A 4,665-nucleotide genomic window follows, 5' to 3' on the forward strand; every position below is an offset into this window, starting at 1 on the left:
GACCCTAAGCCTTCGCGAGCCTTTGCTCACGAAGCCGGACGAGGCCCGGCGCCTGCCGAGGGGACCCGCGGATGGAAAATGTTGGAAACGAAGCTCTTGAAAAGGGACGGGGGCCAATGCCAACCATCGCGCTGGTTGACGATGACCGGAATATTCTGACCTCTGTGAGCATGGCGCTCGAAGCCGAGGGTTATCACGTCCAGACCTATACGGATGGCGCGGCCGCGCTTGCGGGCCTTGCCGCCAATCCGCCGGACGTCGCCGTCTTCGACATCAAGATGCCGCGCATGGACGGCATGGAGCTGCTGCGCCGTCTGCGCCAGAAATCCGATCTGCCGGTGATCTTCCTCACCTCGAAGGACGACGAGATCGACGAACTCTTCGGCCTGAAGATGGGCGCGGACGATTATATCCGGAAGCCCTTCTCGCAGCGCCTTCTCGTCGAGCGCGTCAAGGCGGTGCTGCGCCGCGCCAGTCCGAAGGCCGAGGGCGCCGCGCCGGAGAGCGGTGCCGAGAAGGTCGTGCTCGAACGCGGCAAGCTGGTGCTCGATCCCGAGCGCCATTCCTGCACCTGGGACGCAAAGCCCGTCGTTCTCACCGTCACTGAATTCCTGATCCTGCAGGCGCTCGCGCAACGACCGGGATATGTGAAGAGCCGTGATTCGCTGATGGACGCGGCCTATGACGATCAGGTCTATGTCGACGACCGCACTATCGACAGCCACATCAAGCGTCTGCGCAAGAAGTTCAAGGAAGTCGACGACGATTTCGATGCGATCGAGACGCTTTACGGCGTCGGTTATCGCTACCGTGAAGCCTGAAACGCGCGAGGCCCGGCCCGGATGATCCCGCCATGGCGAGCGTGAGCGATCATGAGATTCCGCCGTCGGCGTCGAGGCATTCCGCTCCGACGCGCCGGGAGGCTGCTTCTTCGGTTCCGAAGAGCCGTCCCGATCTCCGCCGTTTGATCGAAGACCTCATTGCCCGCGTCTTCGCAGCCTTCCGCAGCTTTCTCCTGCGCGGCCGCTTCTCGAGCCTGACGCGCCGCATCGTCGTCTTCAACGTCGTCGCGCTTTGCGTCCTCGTCAGTGGCGTCCTTTATCTCAATCAGTTCCGCGAAGGCCTGATCGATGCCCGGCGTCAAAGTCTGCTGACCCAAGCCGAGATCATCGCCGGCGCCATCGCCGAAGGCGCGACCTCGGTGCCGGAACCCCAGGTCATCGATCCGCTGGAGCGCCGCCGCGGCAAGCCGCTCGACATCCGCCCCAAGCCCGCAGCCGGCGACATGGATGAAGATCAGGACGACCGCGAACTGCCCATCATTCCGGAAAATGCCGCGCCCATCCTGCGCCGCCTCGTGCTGCCGACGCAGACCCGCGCCCGTCTCTACGACAAGGATGGTTGGCTCGTTCTCGACTCACGCCAGCTCACCGCCTCGGGCCAGATCGTCGCCTTCGAACTTCCACCGCTCGCCGGCACCGAGGCGACGGGTCCGCTGGCTCGCCTGCGCAACACGCTTCTCGGCCTGCTCCCCGGCCGCGATCTCGAACGCTACAAGGAAGCCGGCAGCCAGAACGGCTCGATCTACAGCGAAGTCACGCGTGCGCTGCGCGGCATCCCGTCGAGCATGGAGCGCGTCAACGATCGCGGCGAACTCATCGTCTCGGTCGCCGTGCCGATCCAGCGGTATCGCGCCGTGCTCGGCACGTTGATGCTCTCGACGCGCGGCGGCGACATCGACGCGATCGTGCGTGCCGAGCGCCTCGCCATCGTGCAGGTCTTCCTGGTCGCGCTCGGCGTCACCATCCTGCTCTCCGTTGTGCTCGCCGGCACGATCGCCGAACCCGTACGGCGACTCGCGGAATCGGCCGAGATCGTCCGTCGCGGCAAGACGCGCCGCGCCCAGATTCCGGATTTCACCGCACGGCGCGACGAAATCGGCGAATTGTCCGGCGCGCTCCGCGACATGACGAACGCGCTCTACAGCCGCATCGATGCCATCGAAAGTTTCGCCGCCGACGTCGCGCACGAGCTGAAGAATCCGCTGACATCGCTCCGCAGCGCCATCGAGACCTTTACGCTGGCGAAGGATGAAAAGGCCAAGGAACGCCTGATGGCCATCATCCAGGATGACGTGCGCCGTATCGACCGTCTCATCAGCGATATTTCCAACGCCTCGCGTCTCGATGCCGAGCTGTCGCGCGAGGAAATGGAAGACGTCAATATCGCGACGCTGCTCGAAACGGTCTGCGATCTCTTCACCGAGACGGGCGTCTCGGGCTCGCAAAAAGTCGTGCTCGAGATCGAGCCGGGCCCGCACGGTCGCGCCGGCATGATGGTCAAGGGCTTCGACATGCGCCTCGGCCAGGTCATGCGCAACCTGATCGACAACGCGCTTTCCTTCAGCCCCGAAGGCGGCGTCGTGCGCGTCTCGGCGGAGCGCGTACCGGGCCGGATCGTCATTCATGTCGACGACGAAGGCCCCGGCATTTCGCCGGAGAATTTCGAGCGCATTTTTGATCGCTTCCATACCGACCGGCCGGACAGTTTCGGCAAGCATTCAGGCCTCGGCCTTGCGATCTCGCGCCAGATCGTCGAAGCCCATCGCGGCACCATCCGCGCCGAAAACCGCATGGAGGGCGCCCGCATCGCCGGTGCGCGTTTCGTCGTCGAACTGCCGGCGCGCGCGAATTGAGCGCCGCATGACCGTCCTCGTCCACGGCACCTGCGTCCTGATCGGTCCCTCCGCTGTTCTTCTCCGCGGCCCGTCCGGTTCGGGCAAGTCCGATCTCGCCTTCCGCCTGATCCGCAGCGAGGGCCCGAGCGCGATGCTGGTGGCCGACGACCAAGTGGTGCTTGAAGCCGAAGAAGGCCGTCTTCTCGCCTCGTCGCCGCCGGCTTTGGCCGGTCTTCTGGAGGTGCGGGGCCTGGGCCTGATACCGCTTCCCTTCGCTCCGCGCGCGGAAGTTGTGCTGGTGATCGATCTCGTCGCACAGGGCGCGGTTCCGCGCCTCCCCGAGCCGCGATTTGTGACAATCGAAAGTATCGAATTGCCGCTCCTCGACCTTCATGCATTTGACCTGACGGCGATGGAACGGGTACGTCTCGCGGTCGAGACGATCCCGGCCAAAGGCTTTCCGGGGGATGACGGCCGCCTCGGCTGAAGGTCGCCGTCCGGTTCCCGGCTATGCCTCTGGCATGGAGGTGTGATCTTTGTTATGGCAAGGCTCCCGCGCGCTTGTCTTTTAAGCGTGATTGGAGGCACGATACGCGCCTCCGCGGGGGCGCGGCCGGCGAACCAGCCTTGCGTAACGGGCCGGGACGGCGAAGAGGGCTATTGATGATCGGACTAGTACTGGTAACCCACGGGGCTTTGGCCAGCCAATTCGTTGCGGCCATGGAACATGTGGTGGGCGCTCAGCCGCAGGTCGCGGCGATCTGCATCGGTCCCGATGACGACATGGAGCAGCGGCGCCGCGACATTCTCGATGCGGTTGCCAAGGCGGATGCGGGTGACGGCGTCATCCTGCTCACCGACATGTTCGGCGGAACGCCCTCCAACCTCGCCATCTCGATCATGGACAAGGCGAAGGTCGAGGTGATCGCCGGCGTAAACCTTCCCATGCTCATCAAGCTCGCAAGCGTGCGCGAGCATGCAAGCCTCAGTCAGGCCGTCGATCTTGCACAGGAGTCCGGCCGGAAATACATCTCCATCGCGAGCCGCGTTCTCGCGGGGGATGGAGCCTGAGCGACATGCCGTCTGAAGCCAAGGCCGGAACGGGCCGCCCCGAAAGCCGCCTTCTGAACATCGTCAATACGCGCGGACTGCACGCGCGCGCATCCGCGAAATTCGTTCAGACGACGGAGAAATTCGAGGCCGAGGTGAAGGTGTCGAAGGACGGCCATTCGGTGTCCGGCACCTCGATCATGGGCCTGATGATGCTCGCCGCCGGACCGGGCTGCTGCATCCTGATCGAGGCCGAGGGGCCGCAGGCGAAGGAAGCCCTCGACGCGCTCGAAGCCCTCGTCTCCGACGGCTTCGGCGAGCGCGACTGACTATTCCTTGTAATAGGCCGTTTGTGCCGTCGTGGCGAGCAACGCGCCGTCGCGCGACCAGATTTCCGCCGACTGGTCGAAATAACCTTTCGTGAACACCCGCGAATCGACGGTGCCGAGCAAGGGCTGCGGGTCGAGCGCGGCGAGATCGGTCTCGTCGACATGAAAATAACTCGTCAATGAAACCGTGCTTGCCGGCGACATGCGGCCGCGCACCTGAAAGATGCGGACGAAGAAAATATCCGTGAGCGCCGCAAGCGACAGGAAGTCGAGCCGCCGGGTCGGCAATTCGCTGAGCCAGACGCGGGACCGCGTGCCCGACAGCGCGCCCTCGGCGCGCGGGCCGAAATCGGGCTCTCCTTCCGCGAAGCGCAAATCGTAGCGCTGCAGCCAGGCGTTCCGTCCTTCGGTCTGCATCGGCCGCAGCGCGGCGGGGGGCGGCACGTCCGGCATGACGGCAGGGCGATGCGCCCACGTCTCGCGTCGTACCGCAAAGACCGCGCTCGCCGTCGCCGCTACACCTTGTCCGTCCTGCGAAAGTTCGATCGACCAATGCTGCGTCGAGCGGTTCCGCCGCACTTCCCGCAGGTCGATGAGAAACTCACCCCG

General features: G+C 64.8%; 6 protein-coding genes. 5 read left to right on the forward strand and 1 reads right to left on the reverse strand.

Annotated features, from left to right (window positions below; genetic code table 11):
• Nucleotides 1-116: 116 nt before the first annotated feature.
• The 5 genes from VMR03_RS18195 to VMR03_RS18215 all read left to right on the forward strand — a co-directional run bounded on the left by VMR03_RS18195 (nucleotide 117) and on the right by VMR03_RS18215 (nucleotide 4,056).
• Nucleotides 117-821 (forward strand): response regulator transcription factor, encoded by a 705-nt coding sequence (locus VMR03_RS18195; protein WP_325407754.1) that lies wholly within the window; start codon nucleotides 117-119, stop codon nucleotides 819-821.
• 32 nt (nucleotides 822-853) lie between these two features.
• The gene (locus tag VMR03_RS18200; RefSeq protein WP_325407756.1) at nucleotides 854-2,695 is read left to right on the forward strand and encodes a sensor histidine kinase; all 1,842 of its coding nucleotides are present in this window, start codon (nucleotides 854-856) and stop codon (nucleotides 2,693-2,695) included.
• A gap of 7 nt (nucleotides 2,696-2,702) precedes the next feature.
• A complete protein-coding gene (locus VMR03_RS18205; protein ID WP_325407758.1) occupies nucleotides 2,703-3,164 on the forward strand; it encodes an HPr kinase/phosphatase C-terminal domain-containing protein in 462 nt (153 codons plus the stop codon).
• A gap of 176 nt (nucleotides 3,165-3,340) precedes the next feature.
• Entirely contained in the window at nucleotides 3,341-3,748 is a 408-nt protein-coding gene (locus VMR03_RS18210) for a PTS sugar transporter subunit IIA (RefSeq protein ID WP_325407760.1), read from the forward strand.
• 5 nt (nucleotides 3,749-3,753) lie between these two features.
• On the forward strand, nucleotides 3,754-4,056 hold the full coding sequence (locus VMR03_RS18215) for an HPr family phosphocarrier protein (protein ID WP_325407762.1): 303 nt from the start codon (nucleotides 3,754-3,756) through the stop codon (nucleotides 4,054-4,056).
• Here the strand turns inward: VMR03_RS18215 and VMR03_RS18220 are convergent.
• Nucleotides 4,057-4,665, reverse strand: a 609-nt coding sequence (locus VMR03_RS18220; RefSeq protein WP_325407764.1) for a thioesterase family protein, incomplete at its 5' end; no start/stop codon positions are given. It lies immediately after the preceding gene.

This window comes from Parvibaculum sp., assembly GCF_035511255.1.
In the GTDB taxonomy this organism is placed as follows: Bacteria; Pseudomonadota; Alphaproteobacteria; order Parvibaculales; family Parvibaculaceae; genus Parvibaculum.